At 72.9% G+C, this 21,119-nt stretch carries 21 protein-coding genes and 1 tRNA gene; 17 read left to right on the top strand and 5 right to left on the bottom strand.

Features of this window, described 5'->3' with window-relative positions; genetic code table 11:
• Positions 1 to 104: 104 nt before the first annotated feature.
• The 3 genes from KBX06_RS24340 to KBX06_RS24350 all read left to right on the top strand — a co-directional run bounded on the left by KBX06_RS24340 (position 105) and on the right by KBX06_RS24350 (position 3,186).
• The gene (locus KBX06_RS24340) at positions 105 to 1,904 is read left to right on the top strand and encodes an ABC-F family ATP-binding cassette domain-containing protein (RefSeq protein WP_210839018.1); all 1,800 of its coding nucleotides are present in this window, start codon (positions 105 to 107) and stop codon (positions 1,902 to 1,904) included.
• Positions 1,905 to 2,017: 113 nt separating this feature from the next.
• On the top strand, positions 2,018 to 2,473 hold the full coding sequence (locus KBX06_RS24345) for a DUF4383 domain-containing protein (protein ID WP_210839020.1): 456 nt from the start codon (positions 2,018 to 2,020) through the stop codon (positions 2,471 to 2,473).
• Between the two features lie 236 nt (positions 2,474 to 2,709).
• A complete protein-coding gene (locus tag KBX06_RS24350; RefSeq protein WP_210839022.1) occupies positions 2,710 to 3,186 on the top strand; it encodes a DUF4383 domain-containing protein in 477 nt (158 codons plus the stop codon).
• A 12-nt stretch (positions 3,187 to 3,198) separates the two neighbouring features.
• On the opposite strand, the gene KBX06_RS24355 is transcribed toward KBX06_RS24350, so the two are convergent.
• Both KBX06_RS24355 and KBX06_RS24360 read right to left on the bottom strand, forming a co-directional pair.
• Complete coding sequence (locus KBX06_RS24355) at positions 3,199 to 3,918, bottom strand: TetR/AcrR family transcriptional regulator (RefSeq protein ID WP_247686596.1); 720 nt, start codon at positions 3,916 to 3,918, stop codon at positions 3,199 to 3,201.
• 41 nt (positions 3,919 to 3,959) lie between these two features.
• Positions 3,960 to 4,148, bottom strand: a complete 189-nt coding sequence (locus KBX06_RS24360; protein WP_210839024.1) for a hypothetical protein — start codon at positions 4,146 to 4,148, stop codon at positions 3,960 to 3,962.
• 179 nt (positions 4,149 to 4,327) lie between these two features.
• Here KBX06_RS24360 and KBX06_RS24365 point away from each other — a divergent pair.
• From KBX06_RS24365 to KBX06_RS24400, 8 genes are all read left to right on the top strand, one after another.
• A tRNA-Gln gene (locus KBX06_RS24365) sits at positions 4,328 to 4,399 on the top strand.
• A gap of 63 nt (positions 4,400 to 4,462) precedes the next feature.
• The gene (gene glmU, locus KBX06_RS24370) at positions 4,463 to 6,040 is read left to right on the top strand and encodes a bifunctional UDP-N-acetylglucosamine diphosphorylase/glucosamine-1-phosphate N-acetyltransferase GlmU (RefSeq protein WP_210839026.1); all 1,578 of its coding nucleotides are present in this window, start codon (positions 4,463 to 4,465) and stop codon (positions 6,038 to 6,040) included.
• A gap of 55 nt (positions 6,041 to 6,095) precedes the next feature.
• Positions 6,096 to 7,076 carry a ribose-phosphate diphosphokinase gene (locus tag KBX06_RS24375; protein ID WP_210839028.1) on the top strand — a complete coding sequence of 327 codons (981 nt, stop codon included), beginning with the start codon at positions 6,096 to 6,098 and terminating at the stop codon, positions 7,074 to 7,076.
• Positions 7,077 to 7,409: 333 nt separating this feature from the next.
• On the top strand, positions 7,410 to 8,105 hold the full coding sequence (locus KBX06_RS24380; RefSeq protein ID WP_210839030.1) for a 50S ribosomal protein L25/general stress protein Ctc: 696 nt from the start codon (positions 7,410 to 7,412) through the stop codon (positions 8,103 to 8,105).
• Between the two features lie 105 nt (positions 8,106 to 8,210).
• A complete protein-coding gene (pth, locus tag KBX06_RS24385) occupies positions 8,211 to 8,801 on the top strand; it encodes an aminoacyl-tRNA hydrolase (RefSeq protein ID WP_210839032.1) in 591 nt (196 codons plus the stop codon).
• 122 nt (positions 8,802 to 8,923) lie between these two features.
• Positions 8,924 to 9,754, top strand: a complete 831-nt coding sequence (locus KBX06_RS24390) for an inositol monophosphatase family protein (protein WP_210839034.1) — start codon at positions 8,924 to 8,926, stop codon at positions 9,752 to 9,754.
• Between the two features lie 80 nt (positions 9,755 to 9,834).
• Positions 9,835 to 10,746, top strand: coding sequence for a sulfate adenylyltransferase subunit CysD (gene cysD / locus KBX06_RS24395; protein ID WP_210839036.1), 912 nt, complete (start codon positions 9,835 to 9,837; stop codon positions 10,744 to 10,746).
• Complete coding sequence (locus KBX06_RS24400) at positions 10,746 to 12,083, top strand: sulfate adenylyltransferase subunit 1 (protein ID WP_210839038.1); 1,338 nt, start codon at positions 10,746 to 10,748, stop codon at positions 12,081 to 12,083. Before cysD ends, KBX06_RS24400 begins: the two co-directional genes overlap by 1 nt.
• 35 nt (positions 12,084 to 12,118) lie before the next feature.
• Here KBX06_RS24400 and galK read toward each other — a convergent pair whose 3' ends face one another.
• Complete coding sequence (galK, locus tag KBX06_RS24405) at positions 12,119 to 13,279, bottom strand: galactokinase (RefSeq protein ID WP_210839040.1); 1,161 nt, start codon at positions 13,277 to 13,279, stop codon at positions 12,119 to 12,121.
• Positions 13,276 to 14,259: a UDP-glucose 4-epimerase GalE gene (gene galE / locus KBX06_RS24410; RefSeq protein ID WP_210839042.1), complete on the bottom strand. Its 984-nt coding sequence runs from the start codon at positions 14,257 to 14,259 to the stop codon at positions 13,276 to 13,278. The genes galK and galE overlap by 4 nt, the downstream gene beginning before the upstream one ends.
• A gap of 175 nt (positions 14,260 to 14,434) precedes the next feature.
• Here galE and KBX06_RS24415 point away from each other — a divergent pair, with 175 nt between their 5' ends.
• The 6 genes from KBX06_RS24415 (at position 14,435) to KBX06_RS24440 (ending at position 19,121) form a co-directional block, all read left to right on the top strand.
• Entirely contained in the window at positions 14,435 to 15,460 is a 1,026-nt protein-coding gene (locus tag KBX06_RS24415) for a hemolysin family protein (protein ID WP_210839044.1), read from the top strand.
• 33 nt (positions 15,461 to 15,493) lie between these two features.
• Entirely contained in the window at positions 15,494 to 16,519 is a 1,026-nt protein-coding gene (trpS, locus tag KBX06_RS24420) for a tryptophan--tRNA ligase (RefSeq protein WP_210839046.1), read from the top strand.
• Positions 16,520 to 16,565: 46 nt separating this feature from the next.
• Complete coding sequence (locus tag KBX06_RS24425; RefSeq protein WP_210839048.1) at positions 16,566 to 17,123, top strand: 2'-5' RNA ligase family protein; 558 nt, start codon at positions 16,566 to 16,568, stop codon at positions 17,121 to 17,123.
• Positions 17,124 to 17,245: 122 nt separating this feature from the next.
• Positions 17,246 to 18,169 (top strand): YihY/virulence factor BrkB family protein, encoded by a 924-nt coding sequence (locus KBX06_RS24430; protein ID WP_210839050.1) that lies wholly within the window; start codon positions 17,246 to 17,248, stop codon positions 18,167 to 18,169.
• Entirely contained in the window at positions 18,166 to 18,552 is a 387-nt protein-coding gene (locus KBX06_RS24435) for a GntR family transcriptional regulator (protein ID WP_210839052.1), read from the top strand. The genes KBX06_RS24430 and KBX06_RS24435 overlap by 4 nt, the downstream gene beginning before the upstream one ends.
• 128 nt (positions 18,553 to 18,680) lie before the next feature.
• Entirely contained in the window at positions 18,681 to 19,121 is a 441-nt protein-coding gene (locus KBX06_RS24440; protein WP_210839054.1) for a hypothetical protein, read from the top strand.
• A 158-nt stretch (positions 19,122 to 19,279) separates the two neighbouring features.
• Here KBX06_RS24440 and KBX06_RS24445 read toward each other — a convergent pair whose 3' ends face one another.
• Positions 19,280 to 20,914: a glycoside hydrolase family 13 protein gene (locus KBX06_RS24445; RefSeq protein WP_210839056.1), complete on the bottom strand. Its 1,635-nt coding sequence runs from the start codon at positions 20,912 to 20,914 to the stop codon at positions 19,280 to 19,282.
• Positions 20,915 to 21,119: the final 205 nt, after the last annotated feature.

Here is a 21,119-nt window from a genome sequence, read left to right on the forward strand (position 1 = left end):
AGCCCGCGCCCGGCGGGCGGCGGGGCGGTCCGCGTACGCTGGGAGGCTCAGGCGTCCCAGGTGCCGACCGGCACCGGGACGCCTTGATCATGGGAGGTGAGGTCGTGGCCAACATCGTCAACCTGGACCGGGTGTCCAAGGGCTACGGCGCTGCCGGGCCGCTGCTCACCGACGTCTCGCTCGGCCTGGACGACGCCGACCGGATCGGTGTGGTCGGCCTCAACGGCGCCGGCAAGTCCACCCTGCTGCGGCTGCTCACCAAGATCGAGGAACCGGACGCCGGCCGGGTCACCCACCGCCGCGACCTGCGGGTGGCCTGGCTGCCGCAGACCCTCCAGCTCGCCCCCGAGGCCACCGTCCGGGACGTGGTGCTCGGCACCGCCTGGCTCGGCGAGAGCATGGGCGCCGAGCACGAGTGGGCCGGCGACGCGGGCGTGCGGGCCATCCTCGACGGCCTCGGCATGCCCCACCTCGGCCTCGACCAGCCCGTCGGCCCGATGTCCGGCGGCGAGCGGCGGCGCGTCGCGCTGGCCGCGCTGCTCGTCCGCGAGTCGGACCTGCTCATCCTCGACGAGCCCACGAACCACCTCGACGTCGGCGGCGTCGACTGGCTGGCGAAGTACCTCGTCGGCCGCAAGGGCGCGCTGGTCGTGGTCACCCACGACCGGTGGTTCCTCGACGCCGTCTGCACCGACACCTGGGAGGTGGCCGACCAGACCGTCCGGGCGTACGAGGGCGGCTTCGCCGCGTGGACGCTGGCCCGCGCCGAGCGGGACCGGGTCGCCGCGGCCACCGAGGCCCGCCGGCAGAACCTGCTCCGTAAGGAGATCGCCTGGCTGCGGCGCGGCCCGCCCGCCCGCACCTCCAAGCCGCGCTTCCGCATCGACGCCGCCAACGCGCTCATCGCCGACGTCCCGCCGGCACGCGACACCATGTCGCTGCAACGGCTCGCCACCGCCCGGCTCGGCAAGCAGGTGTACGACCTGACGGAGGTCACCCTGCACGCCGGCCCGAAGGAGATCCTGCGCGACGTCACCTGGCAGGTCGGCCCCGGCGACCGGATCGCCGTCCTGGGGCGCAACGGGGCGGGCAAGACCACCCTGCTGCGGATGCTGGCCGGCATCACCCGCCCCGACGGCGGGCGCTTCGCCACCGGCTCGACCGTCCGCCCGGCCTTCCTCTCCCAGGAGCTGGCCGAGCTGCCCGGCCACCTGCGCGTGCTCGAAGCCGTGGAGGAGGTCGCCCGGCGGGTGCAGCTCGGCGACCGGGAGGTCTCCGCCGCCCAGCTCGCCGAGGTCTTCGGTTTCGACGACCGGCGGCTCTGGACGCCGGTGAGTGACCTCTCCGGCGGCGAGCGTCGCCGGTTGCAGATGCTGCGGCTGCTCGCCGGCGAGCCGAACGTGCTCCTGTTCGACGAGCCCACCAACGACCTGGACACCGACACCCTCGCCGCCCTGGAGGACCTGCTCGACTCCTGGCCCGGCACCGTCATCGTGGCCAGCCACGACCGGTACCTCATCGAGCGGGTCACCGACGTCGCGTACGGGATGTTCGGCGACGGCCGTCTGGTGCACCTGCCCGGCGGCGTCGATGAGTACCTGGCCCGCGCCGCGGGCCGGCCCGACCCCGCGCTGCCGGAGACGGCCCCCGCGGCCGGCGCCCCCGCCGCGACCGGCATGTCCGCCGCCGAGGTGCGGCAGGCCCGCAAGGAACTGGCCCGGCTGGAACGGCAGGTCGGCAAGCTGGAGCAGAAGGAGGCGACGCTGCTCGACCAGCTCGCCGCGCACGCCACCGACTACGCCAAGGTCGCCGAGCTCGACGCCCAGCTCAAGGAGCTGCGGGCCGAGCGGGAGCGCACCGAGGAGTCCTGGCTGGCCCTGGCCGACGAGATCCCGGCGAGCTGAGCCACCGGGGTGCTCGCGTCGTCGCACCGGGAGGCCCCCGTGTGCGGCGTCACACCCCGGCGTGCGGGACAATCGTTGCCGACCCTCACCCGAACGGCGTTGGAGACTCAGACATGGCCCACACCCCCGTCAACCACCCCGCGCGGCCGGTCTACCGGGCGATCGGCGGGCTGACCGGTCTGTACCTGGTGGCCTTCGGCGTGCTCGGCATCATCGCGAGCGCCGGCAACGAGGTCCTCGCCCAGGATGACACCCAGGTCCTCGGCCAGGGCACCAACCTCGGGTTCTCGCTGCTCAGCGTCCTGCTGGGGGCCGCCGTGCTGGCCGGCACCGCGATCGGCCGCAACATCGACGTCATGATCAACCAGTGGCTGGCGTACGCCGTCATGACGATCAGCCTCGCCGGTCTCGCCTTCATCCAGACCGACGCCAACATCTTCAACTTCAGCATCTTCACCGTCATCGCGCTGATGGTGGTCGGCCTGGTCCTGCTGATGGTCGGCATGTACGGCAAGGTCGGCACGGAGCAGGAGCAGGAGGCCTGGCAGAAGGCCCGACTCGTGCTCTGAGTGGTTGTCGGGTTTTCGCCGGAGCCCGATCTGCTGCGGGCGGTCAGGCTCGATCCCTGCGCAGGTCGGGTTCCGGCGAAGCCCCTCGTGGTCCCGCTCCGTCCGGCCCGTTGCCGCCCGGTGGGGTGGGATCTTGGTGGTTCCGCCTCTTGTCGGGTGGCCGTCGGGCGGTTTGGCGGACGGCTGACCTCCTCCGAGGGACAATCAGGGTAAATGTCCTGATTGGTGGAGGAATCATGCCGCACTTTCCCGTGAACCATCCGGCGCGGCCGGTCTACCGGGTCCTCGCCGGGCTGGTGGGCCTCTACATCCTGGTCTTCGGGGTCTGGGGCGTCGTCCTGACGTGGGGCGACCCGCTCTTCGACCGGGGCGACAACTGGGCCCTCGGGCTCCGCACCAACCTGGCCTTCTCGCTGGCCTCCGTCGCCTTCGGGATCGTGCTCATCGTCGGGGCGTCCCGGCGCGGCAACCTCGGCCACTACATGAACCTGACCGCCGGGATCGTCTTCCTGGTCACCAGCGTCCTCACGATGGCCGTGCTCCAGACCGAGGCCAACGTCCTCAACTTCTCGATGTCCACGGTCATCGTGTCGATGATCTTCGGCCTGCTCCTGCTCGGCACCGGCCTGTACGACAAGGTCGGCACCGACGAGCACGCCGAGGAGGAGCGGCGGCGCCGGCACCATCCGGTCTCCGAGGCCCACAGCCGCTGACGGCGCCGGGGTTCAGCGCCCCCGCACCGTGATCAGGCTCGGCTTCGCCTCCAGGTGCGACAGCCCGCTCCAGGCCAGGTTCACCAGGTGCGCCGCCACCGTCTCCTTGCGCGGCTTGCGCACCTCCAGCCACCAGCGGCCGGTCAGCGCCACCATCCCCACCAGCGCCTGCGAGTAGAGCTCGGCCAGCTTCGGGTCGTAGCCCCGGCTGGAGAACTCGGCACCCAGGATGTGCTCCACCTGGTGGGCCACGTCGTTCATCACGCTGCTGAAGTTGCCCGCCGCCGACAGCACCGGCGACTCCCGTACCAGCACCCGGAAGCCGCTGGTCTCCTCCTCGATGTAGGTCAGCAGGGCCAGCGCCGCCTGCTCCAGCAACTCGCGCGGGTGCCCGGCGGTCAGGGCCGTGGTGATCCGGTCCAGCAGGGCGCGGACCTCCCGGTCCACCACCACCGCGTAGAGCCCCTCCTTGCCGCCGAAGTGCTCGTAGACCACCGGCTTGGAGACCTTCGCGCGGGCCGCCACCTCCTCTATCGAGGTGGCGTCGAAGCCGCGCTCGGCGAAGATCTGCCGGGCGATCGAGATCAGCTGCTCCCGGCGCTGGGCCGCCGACATGCGTACGCGTGAGGAGGGCTTGGGGGCCGCGGCGGGAATCGCCCGCCGCCGGCCGGTCGTGCCGCCGCTGCCGGGGACACCCGCCACGTTCTCGTCACTCCGCCGGCGCTCGGTCATCCGGCCATCCTGCCAGGCGACCTGCGCGCCCAGCGTCCGCGCTACGGCCCGGTGGCCCCGCCCATCAGCGCCGGGCCGAGGACCGAGACCACCACCAGCAGCGGGAACAGCCGGTCCACCCGGCTGATGTCGCGGGCGGCGAGCAGGTCGGCAGACCACGACGCGGCGCTCAGGTGGTGGGTGCGGAAACTCGATCTACCGGTTGAGCGTTTCCAGCGCGCCAATCTCAAGAAACACCGGGCCGCCACGGTGCGACGCAACGTCGGAGCCGACTATCGTGGCTGCCTAGTGATCACCGTGCCATGCAGCCGCGAGCTCTACTGGCGGATCGAAGGTATGATCGCCGAGCTGTTCCAGACCGTCGGGGGACGCGAACCGGAATTTACGGCAAGCGAAGCTTGACATTTTATGGGGTGTGGGGTAACGGCAACCCGCAGGCCTTTGGAGCCTTGAGCTCCTGGTTCGAATCCAGGCACCCCAGCTCACACCGCATCTCCCGGCATTCGTGTGGCCGTGCCGAACGGCGGCTCGCCGTCTGGTTAGCATGGCCGCGAGACTGTTCGCCGTCCCGACGGGAGCCCGTGTCGTGTCCCAGCCCCACCTCCGCACCGTTGTCGTGCTCGCCGCCGGTGAGGGCAAGCGGATGAAGTCGGCGCTGCCCAAGGTGCTGCACCCGCTGCTCGGCCGCACCCTCGTCGGCCACGTGCTCGCCGCCGCCGCACCGCTGGCCGCGGACCGCACGGTGGTCGTGGTGGGGCACGGCGCCGACCAGGTGCGCGCGCACCTGGCGGAGATCGCCCCCGAGGCCACCCCGGTGCTCCAGGCCGAGCAGCTCGGCACCGGCCACGCCGTCCGGATCGCGCTCGACGTCGCGCCGGACGCCACCGGCACCGTGGTCGTCATCAACGGCGACGTGCCGCTGCTGCGCCCGGGGACGGTGGCCGCGCTGGTGGAGGCGCACGAGGGCGCGGGCGCGGCGGCGACCGTGCTCGCCGCCGAGGTGCCCGACCCGACGGGTCTGGGCCGGATCGTGCGGGACGCCGACGGGCGGCTCGAGCAGATCGTCGAGGAGCGCGACGCCACCGGGGCGCAGCGGGCGATCCGGGAGATCAACGCCGGCATCTACGCGTTCGACGCCGCCCGGCTGCGCGACGCGCTGGGCAAGCTGTCGACCGACAACGACCAGGGCGAGGAGTACCTGACCGACGTCTTCGCCCTGCTGGGCTCGGCCGGTGAGCCGGTGGCGGTGCACGTGGCGACGGACCACGTGGAGACGCTGGGCTGCAACGACCGGGTCGAGCTGGCCGCGCTGCGCCGGCTGCTGCGCGACCGGGTCAACGAGGCCTGGATGCGTACCGGGGTCAGCCTGCTCGACCCGGACACCACCTGGATCGACGTGACGGTCGCTCTGGACTCCGACGCCGTGGTCGACCAGAACACCCAGCTGCGCGGCGGCACGGTGGTCGGCACGGGCGCGGTCGTCGGGCCGGACGTGACGCTGATCGACACCGTCGTCGGCCCGGGCGCCACGGTGCTGCGCAGCCACGCGGTGGGCGCGGAGGTCGGCCCGGGCGCGAGCGTCGGGCCGTACGCGTACCTGCGGCCGGGCGCCAAGCTGGCCGAGAAGGCCAAGGTCGGCACGTTCGTCGAGGTGAAGAACTCGGAGGTGGGCGCGGGCGCGAAGGTGCCGCACCTGTCCTACGTGGGGGACGCGACGATCGGCGCGAAGGCGAACATCGGCGCGGCGACGATCTTCGTGAACTACGACGGGGTGAACAAGCACCGCACCACGGTCGGCGAGGCCGCGTTCGTCGGCTGCGACACCAGCCTGATCGCTCCCGTCGAGGTGGGCGCCGGGGCGTACGTGGCGGCGGGCAGCGCGATCACGCAGGACGTGCCGCCGGGCGCGCTCGGGGTGACCCGCGCGCCGCAGCGCAGCATCGACGGCTGGGTGGCCCGCAAGCGGGCCGGCACGGCCTCCGCCGAGGCGGCGGCGCGGGCCCAGCAGGCCGATGAGGATGCGTCGGCACCGGGATTCCGGGCAAGTGAAGGTGAGGCAATCCACGGGGATGCCGAGCCGGTCGGGTCGGCCTCGGGCGCGGGGGATACTGCAACCGAATAGTCCCCGGCCCACCACCACCGCCGGGTACCACCGACCAACGGGAGCAGACGGGCCCATGGGCAGCATCGTCGCCGAAAACCGCAAGAGCCTGATGCTTTTTTCCGGACGTGGCTTTCCGGAGTTGGCCAAGGAGATCGGTGAGGTGCTCGGCGTCGCGCCGACGCCGGCCGACGCGTACGAGTTCGCCAACGGTGAGATCTTCGTACGGTTCAAGGACTCGGTACGCGGTTCGGACGCCTTCGTGGTCCAGTCCGTCACGCACGGGGTCAACACGTGGGTCATGGAGACCCTCATCATGATCGACGCGCTGAAGCGTGGTTCGGCCAAGCGGATCACCGTGGTGCTGCCGTTCTACCCGTACGCCCGGCAGGACAAGAAGCACCGCGGCCGGGAGCCGATCTCGGCCCGGCTGGTGGCGGACCTGCTGAAGACGGCCGGGGCGAACCGGATCCTCACCGTCGACCTGCACACGGCGCAGATCCAGGGTTTCTTCGACGGCCCCGTCGACCACCTCTTCGCGATGGACATCCTCGCCGAGTACGTCCAGCACAGGTACGACGGCCGCCCGATGACGGTGGTCGCGCCGGACTCGGGTCGGGTGCGGGTGGCCGAGCGGTGGACGGACCGGCTGGGCGGCTGCCCGCTGGCCTTCATCCACAAGACCCGGGACCCGCTCAAGCCGAACCAGGTGGTGGCGAACCGGGTGGTCGGTGAGGTCGAGGGGCGGGTCTGCCTGATCGTCGACGACATGATCGACACGGGCGGGACGATCTGCGGGGCGGCGGACATCCTCCGGGAGTCCGGCGCGGCCGACGTGATCGTGGCCTCGACCCACGCGCTGCTCTCCGACCCGGCGACCGAGCGGCTGAAGAACGCCCCGATCAGCGAGGTCGTGGTGACCAACACGCTGCCGCTGCCGCCGGAGAAGCAGCTTGACAAGATCACCGTGCTGTCGATCGCGCCGCTGCTGGCGCGGGCGATCCGCGAGGTCTTCGACGACGGTTCGGTGACCACCCTCTTCGGTGGCCTGAGCTGACCGTCCGACGCCGGGCCGGGCGGCGCGACCGCCCCCGTCCCGGCGTCGCGGGGCACCCGCGGCGGGGTGCCGCCGGGCAGGGCCGTCTCACCCCTGCGGGCCTGCGGGAACGGTGACGAGGGGACTGCCGTAACGCGCGGAATCAGCTCGGGTAGACTGGTGCGGTTGCCACGGCGAGGGTGCCCGGCGGGCCGCTGACAAGCGCCGCACGGAGGCACCGTCATCGACGCGGTGCTCCGGGCAGTCGTTCTCGACGCATGAGCCCCAGCGAGCCCCTCGCCCCAGCACCGCCAGACGACAAGCCGCCGCAGCGAAAGCATCAGGAGTTTCCCCGTGTCCGAGGTAAAGATCAGCGCCGAGCCCCGTACCGAGTTCGGCAAGGGTGGTGCCCGTCGTACCCGCCGGGCCGGCAAGGTGCCCGCCGTGCTGTACGGCCACGGCGAGAAGCCCAAGCACATCGCGCTGCCGGCCCGCGAGTTCGCCGCGGCGATCCGCAAGGGCGGTGCCAACCAGCTCTTCGCGATCGAGGTCAGCGACGGCACCCAGGTGCTCGCGCTGCCGAAGGCGATCCAGCGTGACCCCATCAAGGACAGCTTCGAGCACGTCGACCTGCTGCTGGTCCGTCGGGGCGAGAAGGTCACCGTCGAGGTCCCGGTCCAGCTGACCGGTGCGGCCGCGAGGGACACCCTGATCGTGCACGACCACGACACCCTGTCGGTCACCGCCGACGCCACCAAGGTGCCGGACCACCTGGAGGCCTCGATCGAGGGCCTGGAGGCCGGCACGCAGGTCACCGCCGGCGACGTTGAGCTGCCGGCCGGCGTCGAGCTGGCCGCCGACTCGGAGCAGACCGTCGCCTCGGTGACCGCCGCGCCGACCGCCGAGCAGCTCGAGGCCACCCTCCCCGAGGTCGAGGAGGCCACCGAGGAGGCCGAGGCCGGTGTCGGCGAGGAGACCGCCGAGGTCGCCGAGGCGCCGGCCGCCGAGGGCGAGGGCGAGGAGACCGCCGAGGCGAAGACCGAAGCCTGATCGGATCGCATCGTTGCGACAGGCGTCCCCGCTCGGTCGGGGGCGCCTGTCGGCGTACCGGGGTACGGGCGGGTGGGTGACGGCTAGCAGCGGGAGGGGCGGGGCGTGACGGACGAGGCGGGGCCGTGGCTGGTGGTCGGCCTGGGCAACCCGGGTCGGGAGTACGCCGGCAACCGGCACAACGTCGGCTTCATGGTGGCCGACCTGCTGGCGGGCCGGCTCGGCGCGAAGTTCGGCCGGCACAAGCGGGCGGTGGCGGAGGTCGCCGAGGGGCGGCTCGGCTTCGGCGGGCCGAAGCTGGTGCTGGTCAAGCCGCTGACGTACATGAACCTTTCCGGTGGGCCGGTCACCGGTCTGGCCCAGTTCCACAAGGTGCCGCCGGGCCGGGTGGTCGCGGTGCACGACGAGCTGGACATCGGCTACGGCCAGCTGCGGGTGAAGTGCGGCGGTGGCGAGGGCGGGCACAACGGCCTGCGGTCGATGTCGAAGTCGCTGGGCACGAAGGAGTACGTCCGGGTGCGGTTCGGCATCGGCCGGCCGCCGGGGCGGCAGGACCCGGCGGACTACGTACTGTCGGATTTCGGCGCGGCCGAGCGCAAGGAGCTCGAGTTCCTGGTGGACCGGGCGGCGGATGTGGTGGAGTCGGTGATCAGCAGGGGCGTGGAGCCGACGCAGAACCTCTACCACGGGGTGTGAGCGCCGGGGCGGGCGCCGGGGGCCGGTAGTCTTCGCCTTTCGGCGCGACGCGACCGTCGGGGCGGGGCCGGGCGGCGGGCGTGCCGGGCGCGGAGCGTGGCGAGGCGACGGGAGCGAGAGTCATGGGCAGTCCTCCGATGATCGACGGGGCTTTCGCCCGGTGGCTGGCGGCCCGGGCCGGTCAGGCGCTGCTCGGCCTGCGGTCCGAGATGGGCTTCGCCGACGCGGGGGCGTTGCGGTCGGCGGGTGACAAGGTCTCGCACGACCTGATCCGCACCGAGTTGGCGAAGTGGCGGCCGGGTGACGCGGTCCTGTCCGAGGAGGACGAGGGCTCGCGGCTGGCGTGGGCGGCGGAGGTCACCGCCGAGGCGGTGTCCCGGCTGACCGCCGACCGGGTGTGGATCATCGACCCGCTCGACGGCACCCGGGAGTTCTCCGAGGAGGGCCGTTCGGACTGGGCGGTGCACGTGGCGCTCTGGTCGCGTACCGCGCCGACGCCGCACGGGCTGGTCGGGGGCGCGGTCGGGTTGCCGGCGCAGCAGCGGGTGCTGGGCACCGACTATCCGCCGGCGTACCCGCCCACGAGGGTGGAGGCGGCGGCGCCCGGCGGGCGGACGATCCGCCTGGCGGCGAGCCGGAGCCGGCCGCCGGTGTTCCTGACCGACCTGGCGGAGGACGTCGGGGCGCACCTGGTGCCGATGGGTTCGGCCGGGGCGAAGATCGCCGCGGTGGTCACCGGCGAGGTGGACGCCTACATCCACGCGGGCGGCCAGTACGAGTGGGACTCGGCCGCGCCGGTCGCTGTGGCGACGGCCACCGGGCTGCACGCTTCCCGGATCGACGGTTCTGCGCTGAGATACAACGAGGCGGATCCGCGCCTGCCCGACCTGCTGGTCTGCCGCGAGGATCTCGCCAGTCGGTTGCTTGCAGCGTTGCAGCGTCATTCCGGGTAGCCTGAGCGGCACTTCTTGGCATGCCCGACCGGAAAGGTCTGGAATACGATGAGCGGATTCGAGCGAAGCGAGCCCGTGTCATGACCGCCCCCGCCGCCTACCAGGTGTCGCACCTCGACGCGCTGGAGGCCGAGAGCATCTTCGTGATGCGCGAGGTGGTCGCCGAGATGGAGCGGCCGGTGCTGCTCTTCTCGGGCGGCAAGGACTCGATCGTGATGCTCCGGCTGGCCCAGAAGGCGTTCGCCCCGGCCAACGTCCCGTTCCCGGTCATGCACGTGGACACCGGGCACAACTTCCCCGAGGTCCTGGAGTACCGGGACCAGCGGGTCGCCGAGCTGGGGCTGCAACTGGTGGTGGCGAGCGTGCCGGAGGCGCTGGCCAGCGGGCTGGTGCGCGAGTCGGCCGACGGGATGCGCAACCGCATCCAGACCCCGGTGCTGCTGGAGGCGGTGGAGAAGCACCGCTTCGACGCGCTCTTCGGCGGAGCCCGCCGCGACGAGGAGAAGGCCCGCGCCAAGGAGCGGATGTTCAGCTTCCGCGACGAGTTCGGCCAGTGGGACCCGAAGAACCAGCGCCCGGAGCTGTGGGCGCTCTACAACGGCCGCCACCACCCGGGCGAGTCGATCCGGGTCTTCCCGCTGTCCAACTGGACCGAGCTGGACGTCTGGCACTACATCGCCCGCGAGCGCATCGCCCTGCCGTCGATCTACTACGCGCACGAGCGCGAGGTGGTCGAGCGCGACGGGATGCTCTACGCGGTCAACGAGTTCTTCCGGCCCCGGACGGGTGAGGACCGGTTCAAGGCGCGGGTGCGCTACCGGACGGTGGGCGACGCGTCCTGCACGGCGGCGGTCCGTTCCGACGCCGACACGGTCGAGAAGGTCATCGAGGAGGTCGCCGCCACCCGGATCACCGAGCGCGGCGCGACCCGCGGCGACGACCGGGTCAGCGAGGCCGCCATGGAGGACCGCAAGCGGGAGGGCTACTTCTGATGACCACCGAGACCGTCGCGCCCGAGGGCGCGGACCCGACGGACGGCCGGGCCGCCACCGGGGCCGGGCCGGAGGCCCGCCCGATGGACCTGCTGCGCTTCGCCACCGCCGGCAGCGTCGACGACGGCAAGTCGACCCTGATCGGCCGGCTGCTCTACGACACGAAGTCGCTCTTCACCGACCAGCTCGCCGCCGTCGAGGCGGTCAGCGCCGCGCGGGGCGACGAGTACACGAACCTGGCGCTGCTCACCGACGGCCTGCGGGCCGAACGCGAGCAGGGCATCACCATCGACGTCGCCTACCGCTACTTCGCCACGCCCAGGCGGAAGTTCATCATCGCGGACACCCCGGGGCACATCCAGTACACCCGCAACATGGTCACCGGGGCGTCGACCGCCGACCTGGCGCTGATCCTGGTGGACGCCCGCAAGGGCCTGGTCGAGCAGTCCCGCCGGCACGCGTTCCTCTGCTCGCTGCTGCGGGTGCCGCACCTGGTCCTCTGCGTCAACAAGATGGACCTGGTCGACTTCTCGCAGGAGGTCTTCGAGCGGATCGCGGACGAGTTCACCGCGTTCGCCGCGAAGCTCGAGGTGCCCGACCTGACGGTGGTGCCGGTCTCCGCGCTGCGCGGCGACAACATCGTCACCCGCTCGGACAACATGCCCTGGTACGAGGGCCCGTCGCTGCTGCACCACTTGGAGCGGGTGCACATCGCCAGCGACCGCAACCTGGTCGACGTGCGCTTCCCGGTGCAGTACGTGATCCGCCCGCAGTCGACCACCGTCACCGACTACCGGGGCTACGCCGGTCAGGTCGCCTCCGGCGTGCTCAAGCCGGGCGACGAGGTGATGGTGCTGCCGTCGGGGTTCACCAGCCGGATCGCCGCCGTGGAGACCGCCGACGGGCCGGTCGCGGAGGCGTTCCCGCCGATGTCGGTGACCGTACGCCTGGAAGACGAGATCGACATCTCCCGGGGCGACATGATCTGCCGGCCGAACAACGCCCCGTCGGTGTCCCAGGACATCGAGGCGATGGTGTGCTGGATGGACGAGACCCGTCCGCTGCGGGTCGGCGGCAGGTACGCCATCAAGCACACCACCCGCTCGGCGCGGGCGATCGTGCGGGCGCTGCACTACCGGCTGGACATCAACTCGTTGCACCGCGACGAGTCCGCGGACGGGCTGGGGCTCAACGAGATCGGCCGGGTGCGGCTGCGGACGACCGTTCCGCTGCTAGCGGACGAGTACCGCCGCAACCGCACCACCGGCGGTTTCGTGATCATCGACGAGGCCACGAACCGTACGGTCGGCGCGGGGATGATCGTCGAAGCGCAGTGAGTCCCCGCCGACGGGCCGGCGCCCGCCCGCGGTGCTCAGTCCAGCCGGGTGGCGCCCGGGCCGGGCAGGACGGTGACGTGGCCGGGCGCGGTGAAGCCCCGCTCGGCGTACGCGGCCGTGACGGCGGCGGCGACCGCGTCGGTCCGTTCCGCGTCGACCAGGGCGAGGACGCAGCCGCCGAAGCCGCCGCCGGTCATCCGGGCACCGAGCGCCCCGGCGGACAGGGCCGCCTCGACGGCCGTGTCGATCTCCGGGACGGTGATCTCGAAGTCGTCCCGCATCGAGGCGTGCGAGGCGGTCAGCAGCGGCCCGATCTCGCGTACCCGGCCGGCGCGCAGCAGCGCGGCGGTGTCGAGCACGCGCTGGTTCTCGGTGACGACGTGTCGTACCCGGCGGCGGGTCTCGTCCTCGTCGAGCCGGGCCAGGGCGTCGGCCAGCCCGTCGGCCGGGACGTCGCGCAGCGCCGCGACGCCGAGCAGCCCGGCGGCCCGCTCGCAGGATGCGCGGCGGGCGGCGTACTCGCCGTCGGCGTGCCGGTGCGGGGCCCGGCTGTCGACGACCAGCACGGCGAGGCCGGCGGCGGCCAGGTCGAACGGGACCTGCTCGACGGCTTCGTCACGGCAGTCCAGGAAGAGCGCGTGCCCGGCGCGGCAGCGGATCACGGCTGACTGGTCCATGATGCCGGTCGGCGCGCCCACGTAGTCGTTCTCGGCGCGCTGGGCCAGCCGGGGCCGGCACTCGGCGGGCAGGTCCAGCCCGCCCAGGTCGACCAGGGCGGCCAGCACGGCGGCCTCCAGCGCGGCCGAGGAGGACAGTCCCGCGCCCAGGGGCACGTCGGAGGCGACCGCCAGGCGGGCGCCGGGCACCGCGTGCCCCGCCTCCCGCAGCGCCCAGACGACCCCGGCCACGTACGCGCCCCAGCCGGTGACCCGGCCGGGCCCGGTGACCTCGTCGGCGCCGAAGGCGACCGTCTCGCCGGTGAGGTCGGAGCGGACCGTCCACGTGTCGCCGGGCTGCGGGGCGGCTGCCGCCACGGTGCGCAGCGGCAGGGCGAAGGGCAGGACGAAGCCGTCGTTGTAGTCGGTGTGCTCGCCGATGAGGTTCGCCCGGCCGGGAGCCGCCCAGCGGCCGGCGGGCGGCTCGCCGTACGCCGAGCGGAAGCCGGCGGCGGCGCGGGCCGCGACGTCGTCGGTCACCGTGGCCCCGCGACGTGCGTGCGGTAGAAGGCCCAGGCGTCACCGACGATGTCGGGCAGGGTCGGCTTGCGCGGCACCCAACCCAGTTCCTCGCGGGCCAGCGCGGACGACGCGACCAGTTCGGCGGGGTCGCCCTCGCGGCGCGGGCCGACCTCGACGGGCACGGGGTGCCCGGTGACCTCGCGGACCACGTCGACCACCTGCCGGTTGGTGAAGCCGTTGCCGTTGCCCAGGTTGTAGATCCGGTGCTGGCCGGCGGTCGCCGCGTCGAGCGCCAGCAGGTGGGCGCGGGCCAGGTCGGCGACGTGGATGTAGTCGCGCACGCAGGTGCCGTCGACGGTCGGGTAGTCGTCGCCGAAGAGCTGGAGCTTCTCCCGCCGGCCGGCGGCCACCTCCAGCGCGATCGGGATGAGGTGGGTCTCGGGGTCGTGCCGCTCGCCGAGCGCCACGTCGCCGTCGAGGTAGGCGCCGGCGACGTTGAAGTAGCGCAGCGAGACGGCGGCCAGGCCGTGCCCGACGGCCTCGGAGGTGAGGGCCATGTCGACGGCGAGCTTGGTGGCGCCGTACGTGTTGGTGGGGGCCTTCACGGCGGTCTCGGGGATCGGCAGCTCGGTGGGGTTGCCGTAGACGGCGGCGGTGGAGGAGAAGACCAGGCGGGGCACGCCGGCGGCCCGGACGGCGTCGATCAGGGCGAGCGAGCCGACGGTGTTGGTGTGCCAGTAGAGCTCGGGCCTGGTCATCGACTCGCCCGCGGCGATCAGCGCGGCGAAGTGCAGCACCCCGTTGAAGCCCGCGTCGGGGGTGAGCACCCGCGCGGCGTCGTGGACGGGCGCGTCGACGTACGTCGCGTCGGGGGCGAGCGCCTCCCGGTGGCCGGTGCGCAGGTCGTCGAGCACCACCACCTCGTGGCCGGCGTCGAGCAGCATCCGGGTCACCACGCTGCCGATGAAGCCGGCGCCGCCGGTGACGAGCAGTTTCACGTCGGTCTCCTCCTGCCTGGCCGCCCGGTTGCGACCCGTGTCGTGATCACCCTACGGCCGGTGGCCCGGTGGCCGCCCCGCGTCAGTCACCGCATCGATCCATCATGATTGCACAACTTCGAACAGAGCCGCACATCGGCTGCCCGCCGGCCCGGCGCTGTCTACCATCACTGTCATGCGGGAAGCGGGTGCTCCCGGGCTGCGGCGACGCGCCCGGAGCCGGTCACGCCGCGAGCCGGGGCCGCTACCCCGGGCCGTCGCCCGGATGGTGGTGCGCGCCGCCGACGCCGCCACCCGCGTGGTGACGGCCCTGCTCGGCGCCAGCCCGGCGGCCGGCCGGGAGCGGATCAGCGAGGCGGAGCTGCGCGACCTGGTCGCCGCCAACACCCTGCTCGACCCGGTCGAGCGGCGGATCATCGACGAGGTGCTGGTCGCGGGCGCGAGCCTGGTCCGCAAGGTGATGATGCCGCGCACCGAGGTCGTCTTCCTCTCCGCCGGGCTCACCATCGCCGAAGCGGAGCGGTTGGTGCGGGCCGAGACGCACACCCGCTACCCGGTCGTCGACGGCACCCACGACGACGTGGTCGGCTTCGTGCATCTGCGCGACGTGCTGCTCCGCCCCGACGTCGACCCCTGCACCACGGTCGGCGAGCTGACCCGCGAGGTGAAGCGGCTGCCCGGCAGCAAACGGGTGCTCGCCGCGCTCAGCGAGATGCGCCGGGAACGCCACCACCTCGCCGTGGTCGTCGACGAGTACGGCGGCACCGCCGGCATCGTCACCCTGGAGGACCTGATCGAGGAGCTGATCGGGGAGATCCACGACGAGTACGACACCGACCCCGACCCGGTGCACGTGGGGCTGCCCGCCGTGGTGGACGGCCGGCTCAACCTCGCCGACTTCGCCGAGCACACGGGGGTGCGCCTGCCGCCCGGCCCGTACGAGACGGTCGGCGGTTTCGTGATGGCCGCGCTGGGCCGGCTCCCGGTCGCCGGCGACGAGGTGCCGGTGACCGTCGGCCGGCCCGGCGACGACGGCCCGGAACCCGACGACCCGCCCGGCGGCTGGCTGCTGCGGGTGCTCACGCTGGAGGGGCGGCGGGTGGCCCGGGTCACGGTTGCCGACGCGCGCGTGCCGGAGCCACGGCGCGAGGTCACCGCCCCGACACCGGTGGAGCGGAGCCGACCCGCCGGCCCGTCATGACGCGCACCGGGTCTTGCTGACAGAATTGCCGCCATGTCCGACGTTCCCGCCCGCCCCCGCGTCTTCTCCGGCATCCAGCCGACGGCCGACTCGTTCCACCTCGGCAACTACCTGGGCGCCGTTCGGCACTGGGTGGCGTTGCAGGACACCCACGACGCCTACTACTGCGTGGTCGACCTGCACGCGATCACGGCGGGGCACGACCCGAAGACGCTCGTGCAGCGCTCCCGGATGGCCGCCGCGCAGCTCTTCGCCGTCGGTCTCGACCCGGAGCGCAGCGCGCTCTTCGTGCAGTCGCAGGTGCCCGAGCACTCGCAGCTCGCCTGGGTGCTCGGCTGCATCACCGGGTTCGGCGAGGCGAGCCGGATGACGCAGTTCAAGGACAAGTCGCAGAAGCAGGGCGGCGAGCGGGCGAGCGTCGGCCTGTTCACCTACCCGATCCTGCAGGCCGCCGACATCCTGCTCTACCAGGCGAACGCCGTGCCGGTCGGCGAGGACCAGCGCCAGCACCTGGAACTCTCCCGCGACCTCGCCCAGCGGTTCAACTCGCTGTTCGGGCAGACCCTGACGGTGCCCGCGCCGCACATCGTCAAGGACACCGCGAAGATCACCGACCTGCAGGACCCGACGGCCAAGATGTCGAAGTCGTCCTCGTCGCCGGCCGGCATCGTCAACCTGCTGGAGGACCCGGCCCGCTCGGCCAAGAAGATCCGTTCCGCGGTCACGGACACCGGGCGCGAGATCGTCTTCGACACCGAGACCAAACCCGGCGTCTCCAACCTGTTGACCATCTACTCCGCGTTGAGCGGGCGCAGCGTCGACGACCTGGTCGCCGCGTACGCCGGCAAGGGCTACGGCGACCTGAAGAAGGACCTCGGCGAGGTGGTACGGGAGTTCGTCGGCCCGATCCAGGAGCGCACCCGGACCTACCTCGACGACCCGGCGCAGCTCGACAAGCTGCTCGCCGCAGGCGCGGAGAAGGCCCGCGTCGTCGCCGATGCGACGCTGCGCACCGTGTACGAGCGGGTGGGCTTCTTCCCGCCGGTGCGCGGCGAGTAGCGCCCCGGCGCGACGGGTGAGGGCGGACGAGCCGGTGGGCGGAGGGATGACGCAGAGCGTGGATCGCAGGGACGGGGCGCCGGACGCCGGTGACACCATCGAGATCGGCATCGCGGTCGACATCCCCGAGCCGTGGGGCGGCATGCTCACCCGGCGGCGCGTCGAGGCCGGCGACCCGCGGGTCGTCCCGGCACACGTGACCCTGCTCGGGCCGACCGAGATCCCGGTGGCGACGCTGCCGGCGGTGGAACGGCACCTCGGCACGGTCGCCGCCGCCCACCTGCCGTTCAGCCTGCACCTGCGGGGCACCGGCACGTTCCGCCCGGTCACCCAGGTCGTCTTCGTGGCCGTGGCCGCGGGGATCAGCGAGTGCGAGCTGCTCGCCGCCGCGATCAGGGCCGCCCCCGAGCTGTACCGCGAGACGCGCTTCCCGTACCACCCGCACGTCACGGTCGCGCAGGACGTCACGCCGGAGGCGCTGGACCGGGCGTACGAGGACCTGGCCGACTTCTCGGCGATGTTCGAGGTCGAGGCGTTCACGCTCTTCTCGCACAGCGGGCAGACCCGGTGGCAGCCGCGCCGGGACTTCCGGCTGGGCGGCTGAACGGTCGCCCGGGTGCGCCACGGCGTCCACGCCGCCGCCGGCTCCCGCCGTACGACCGCCGCCGGGCGCGGGTCGGCGCCCGGTCGCCCGCACGCCGGCGGAAGATCGGCGAGGATGACGACGTGAACGTGCTGGGCCGCATCGAGGCGGGCATCGACCGCCGAATCAGTGCCGCGCGCCGCCGGTGGGGCGCCGCCGACCACCTCTGGCGGGCCGGCGTGCTCTACAACGACGTGCTGGGCGGGCGGCTGGCCGCCGCGATCGCCTACTACGGCTTCTTCGCGGTCTTCGCGCTGGCGCTGGTCGGATACTCGATCTTCGGGGCCATCCTGGAGGACAACGACGAGGTCAGCGCGGCCGCCGCGGACTTCCTCCGGGAGAACCTGCCGTTCCTGGATCCGGTGCAGATCGCCGAGAGCAGCGGCACGGTCGGGGTGATCGGCCTGATCATTCTCGCGTTCACCGGCGTCGGCTGGGTGGAGGCGATCCGCTCCTCCCAGCGGCTCATGTACGGCCTCAACCAGCAGCCCGGCAACCTGGTGGTGCGCCGCCTGGTCGACCTCGGCGTGCTGTTGGTGATCTTCGTGCTGCTCGGCGTCTCGGTGGCGGCGGTGGACGCCCTGGAGTCGCTGCTGCGCTTCCTGCTGCGCAGCACCGGCTCGGTCGGCCTGACCACGATCAGCGCGGTGCTCAGCGTGCTGGTCAACGCGGTGCTGGCCACCCTGCTGCTGCTGGCGGTGCCGAGGCTGCGGATGAGCCGGTCCCGGCTGCGCCCGGTGGTGCTGCTGGTCGCGGTCGGCATCACGCTGCTGAACACCGTCGGGCGCTTCTACGTGGTGCGCACGGAGCGTAATCCGGCGTACACGGTGGTGGCGGGCGCCGTCGGGCTGCTGCTCTACCTCTACCTGCTCAACCAGCTGGTGCTCTTCGGGGCGGCGTTGGCCGCGACCAGCCCGCGCGGCAGGGTGGTGGATCTGGCGGAGGGGCCCGGGGAGGCCGGCCTCGACGCGGACACGGACCCCGGGGCCCCGGGCGGGGCCGGATGAACGGGGGGCCGGGCGTGCGGATCGCGATCGAACAGGGCTCGGCGGTGCCGCCGTACGAGCAGGTGCGCGGGCAACTCGCGGAGCTGATCGGGACGGGCCGGTTGGCGGTGGGCACCCGGCTGCCGACCGTGCGACGGTTCGCGGCCGACCTCGGGCTGGCGGTGAACACGGTGGCCCGGGCCTACCGGGAACTGGAGGCGGCTGGCCTGTTGGAGACCCGGGGCCGGCACGGCACGTTCGTCGCACCCGGGCGCGACGACGCGACGGACCGGTTGCAGCGGGTGGCGGCCGACTACGCCGCCGAGGCCGCCCGGCTGGGCGTGCCGCCCGCGGCGGCGCTGGCCCTGGTGCGCGCGGCGTTGGACGCGGCCCGACCGGCCTGACGGCGGCTGTGCCAGCTGACCGGCGACGCGGGTCAGGGGCGCCGGCGACCCCGCCGTCCGGTGCGCGCGGGAGGGGGAATGGCGGGAATGGCTCCCCGGGCGTCCGGCGCCGCGGACATGATGGGCGCGTGGGCGCACTCGTGACACTGGACCTGCCGGACGACTCGCCGATGCTCGGCCTGCCGTGGATCATCACCTTCGGCCCGCTCGGCGACCCGGACGAGTGGGAGCCGGTGGTCTGCGGCCCCTACGAGCGGCCGCACGCCCTCGCGCTGGCCGAGTCGATCGTCGCCGAGGAGCAGCTGATGGCGGTGGTCGAGCCGCTGCTGCCCGCGGTCTCGGCCGAGGAGATCCGCGGTGAGATCGCCGCGGCGCAGATCGCCGCCGAGGACGAGGCGGCGCAGCTCGACCACACCGATCTCTACGGCGACTTCGAGGACACCGTCGACGAGGAGTTGGAGGCGGCGGGCGAGGATGCCGAGGGCGGGGAGCCGCTCGCCCCGCCCACCGAGGCCGAGCTGCGGGCCGGCTTCGGGCGCATCGCCGCCAGGCTCACCGGCGGCGTCTGAGCCGATCCGGGCCGACGCGTCCAGACGGACGCCGGCGCCACCGGAGCGGACCCCGGAGGCGCCGGCGCCACCTCACCCCCCACCACAAGGGGTCGGTAGCCCAGTCGCCCGTCGGCGCGGGGCACGACGGACGACCAGGTCGATGACGGGTTACCCGCTCAGGACCGTTCGAACCAGGCCGCCGCGTCGACTCGGAGCAGGTGGCCGGAGCCCTGCCCGGTGAGCGGCTCGCTGGCGGCGATCGGTGCGCCGTACCCGTCGACGAGGGCCGGCGCACCGCTGATGTTGACCACGCAGGTCAGCACGGTGTCGCCGGCGGTGCGGCTGAAGGCGAGCACGCCCGGCCCGGCCTCCAACCAGGTGACTTCGCCCGCGTCGGCGGCCAGCGCCGGGTGCTCCCGGCGGATCCGCAGCGCGGTGCGGTACAGCTCCAGCGTCGAACCGGGCACGCCGCTCTGGGCGGCGACCGAGAGGGCCCGCCAGGTCGCCGGGGCCGGCAGCCAGCTCAGCTCGCTGCCGGCGGGCCCGAAGCCGTACGGGGCCAGCTCGCCGCTCCACGGGATCGGCACCCGGCAGCCGTCGCGGCTCTCGCCGGTGCGTAGGAACGCCGGGTCCTGACGCAGCTCGTCCGGCAGGTCGAGCACCTCCGGCAGGCCCAGTTCCTCGCCCTGGTAGAGGTAGGCGCAGCCGGGCAGGGCGAGCATCAGCAGGGTGGCGGCACGCGCCCGGCGCAGCCCCTCGGCGCCGTCGCCGTAGCGGGTCACGTGCCGCTGCTTGTCGTGGTTGGAGAGCACCCAGGTGGTGGGCGCGCCGACGATGGTCGACTCGGCGAGCGCGGTGTCGATGACCTTGCGGAACGAGTCGGCGGACCAGGTCGCGTCGAGGAAGTCGAAGCTGAACGCCTGGTGCAGCTCGTCGGGGCCGATGTAGCGGGCGAGGCGCTGCGGGGTCTCGGCCCACGCCTCGGCCACCGCCATCCGGCCGCCCGGGTAGCTGTCCAGGATCGGCCGCCAGGCGCGGTAGATGTCGTGCACCTCGTCCTGGTCGAAGTAGGGGAGCCGGCCCTTGCCGAGCAGTTCCGCCTGACGCTGGCCGGTGGTCATGGAGTTGAACCCCACGTCCGGCAGCCCCTCGGCCTTGATCATGCCGTGCGCCACGTCGATCCGGAAACCGTCGACGCCCCGGTCGAGCCAGAAACGCAGGACGCCCTCGAACTCGGCGCGTACCTCCGGGTGCCGCCAGTTCAGGTCCGGCTGGGCCGGGTCGAACAGGTGCAGGTACCACTGGCCGTCGTCGATCCGCGTCCAGGCGGGGCCGCCGAAGATGCTCTCCCAGTCGTTCGGGGGCAGCTCGCCGTTCGCACCCTTGCCCTCGGCGAAGAGGTAGCGCGCCCGCTCCGCGGAGCCTGGCCCGGCGGCCAGCGCCGCCTGGAACCACGGGTGCGCGCTGGAGGTGTGGTTGGGCACCAGGTCGACGATGATCCGCAGGCCGAGGGCGTGCGCGTCGGTGATCATCGCGTCGAAGTCCGCGAGGGTGCCGAACATCGGGTCGACGTCGCGGTAGTCGGCGACGTCGTACCCGCCGTCGATCATCGGGGAGGTGTAGAAGGGCGTCAGCCAGAGCGCGTCCACGCCGAGGTCGTGCAGGTACGGCAGGCGCTCCCGGATGCCCTGGAGGTCGCCGACGCCGTCGCCGTTCGAGTCGGCGAAGCTGCGTACGTAGACCTGGTAGACGACCGCGGAGCGCCACCAGTCGTCGTCGGAGGTCAGCGGCGAGGGGTTGCTGACGGTCATCGGTGGCGTTCCCCGTTCTGTGGCGCGGGAGGGCGGCACCCGGCGCGGCGCGGGGTGCGGGGGCGGTGTCTGAGCAGAATGCCGCTCGCTACTGCAAGAGTCAAGCATTCCTTGCGCAAGAAATGGTGTGGGTCACGGGGTGCCCTGACGGCGCGACCTGCGCGCCGAGGCCGGCGGCACCCACTGCCGGCGCCCGCCCGGTCCT

It is taken from the genome of Micromonospora sp. C31, from assembly GCF_018070575.1.
Taxonomy (GTDB): domain Bacteria; phylum Actinomycetota; class Actinomycetes; order Mycobacteriales; family Micromonosporaceae; genus Micromonospora.

What these genes read in the sequence shown, in the direction of transcription:
- KBX06_RS24345 (WP_210839020.1), top strand. Translation starts at nt 2,018, where the DNA reads ATGGCCCACACCCCCGTCAACCACCCCGCGCGGCCGGTCTACCGGGCG.
- KBX06_RS24350 (WP_210839022.1), top strand. Translation starts at nt 2,710, where the DNA reads ATGCCGCACTTTCCCGTGAACCATCCGGCGCGGCCGGTCTACCGGGTC.
- KBX06_RS24355 (WP_247686596.1), bottom strand. Translation starts at nt 3,918, where the DNA reads ATGACCGAGCGCCGGCGGAGTGACGAGAACGTGGCGGGTGTCCCCGGC.
- glmU (WP_210839026.1), top strand. Translation starts at nt 4,463, where the DNA reads ATGGCCGCGAGACTGTTCGCCGTCCCGACGGGAGCCCGTGTCGTGTCC.
- KBX06_RS24375 (WP_210839028.1), top strand. Translation starts at nt 6,096, where the DNA reads ATGGGCAGCATCGTCGCCGAAAACCGCAAGAGCCTGATGCTTTTTTCC.
- KBX06_RS24390 (WP_210839034.1), top strand. Translation starts at nt 8,924, where the DNA reads ATGGGCAGTCCTCCGATGATCGACGGGGCTTTCGCCCGGTGGCTGGCG.
- cysD (WP_210839036.1), top strand. Translation starts at nt 9,835, where the DNA reads ATGACCGCCCCCGCCGCCTACCAGGTGTCGCACCTCGACGCGCTGGAG.
- KBX06_RS24400 (WP_210839038.1), top strand. Translation starts at nt 10,746, where the DNA reads ATGACCACCGAGACCGTCGCGCCCGAGGGCGCGGACCCGACGGACGGC.
- KBX06_RS24415 (WP_210839044.1), top strand. Translation starts at nt 14,435, where the DNA reads ATGCGGGAAGCGGGTGCTCCCGGGCTGCGGCGACGCGCCCGGAGCCGG.
- trpS (WP_210839046.1), top strand. Translation starts at nt 15,494, where the DNA reads ATGTCCGACGTTCCCGCCCGCCCCCGCGTCTTCTCCGGCATCCAGCCG.
- KBX06_RS24425 (WP_210839048.1), top strand. Translation starts at nt 16,566, where the DNA reads ATGACGCAGAGCGTGGATCGCAGGGACGGGGCGCCGGACGCCGGTGAC.
- KBX06_RS24435 (WP_210839052.1), top strand. Translation starts at nt 18,166, where the DNA reads ATGAACGGGGGGCCGGGCGTGCGGATCGCGATCGAACAGGGCTCGGCG.
- KBX06_RS24445 (WP_210839056.1), bottom strand. Translation starts at nt 20,914, where the DNA reads ATGACCGTCAGCAACCCCTCGCCGCTGACCTCCGACGACGACTGGTGG.